Source organism: Pseudomonas sp. TYF_14 (genome assembly GCF_043105275.1).
Taxonomy (GTDB): domain Bacteria; phylum Pseudomonadota; class Gammaproteobacteria; order Pseudomonadales; family Pseudomonadaceae; genus Aquipseudomonas; species Aquipseudomonas alloputida.
Map to the genome: position 1 here is coordinate 1 of NZ_JBICLK010000010.1, position 831 is coordinate 831.

General features: G+C 62.2%; 1 protein-coding gene. It reads left to right on the forward strand.

Going from position 1 to position 831, the window contains the following annotated elements:
• Positions 1-831, forward strand: an 831-nt coding sequence (locus ACF8O8_RS03890) for an immunoglobulin-like domain-containing protein (protein WP_392509275.1), incomplete at both ends; no start/stop codon positions are given.

Genomic DNA, 831 nt, shown 5'->3' on the forward strand with positions numbered 1-831 from the left:
ACCGTCACTGCCCCGGACAACGTCTACGTCGGCACCAACGACCCTGTCGTGATGTCGATCGCAACCGTTGGAGGTGCGGACGTCGGTAAGTTCGAGCAACTGACACTCGACAAAACCCCGGTCAGCACGTCGGTCACCGACGAGCCGGGTACCCCAGGCAACGAAGGCGACCTGGTCAAGGTCACCATCACCGCCGACCAGACTTCGGTGGCCGAGAACGTCAAGCCGACCTTCACCGTGCACGTCAACCAGCCGCTGGCCCACGACCTGGTCGTGACCCTGAGCAACAACGCCCAGGTCACCATCAAGGCCGGCGAAACCAGCGCGCCATACACCCACGCTGCGCAAGGCGATGACGTCTACAACGACGCTGGCCAGATCAGCCTGGGCATCACGTCTGCTGTGGATGTAGACGGTCGCACCTTCGAGAACCTGCAACTGGGCGGCAACGCTTCGGTTCAAGTGACCGACACCACCGACGAAGTGGTGGCCAAGCTGACCGCGACGCCTTCGGTGACCGAAGGTGGTGAGATCACCTACACCATCACCCTGACCAACAAAGATGGTCTGCCGATCAATAACCACGGTGCATTGACCTTCACGCTGAGCGACGGCAAAACCGTCATCACCGTGCCGGCCAACGGCACCGTGGGCACTGCTACCGTCACTGCCCCGGATAACGTCTACGTCGGCACCAACGACCCTGTCGTGATGTCGATCGCTACCGTTGGCGGTGCGGATGTTGGCAAGTTCGAGCAACTGACGCTGGACAAGACCCCGGTCAGCACGTCGGTCACCGACGAGCCGGGCACCCCAGGCAACGAAGGCGAC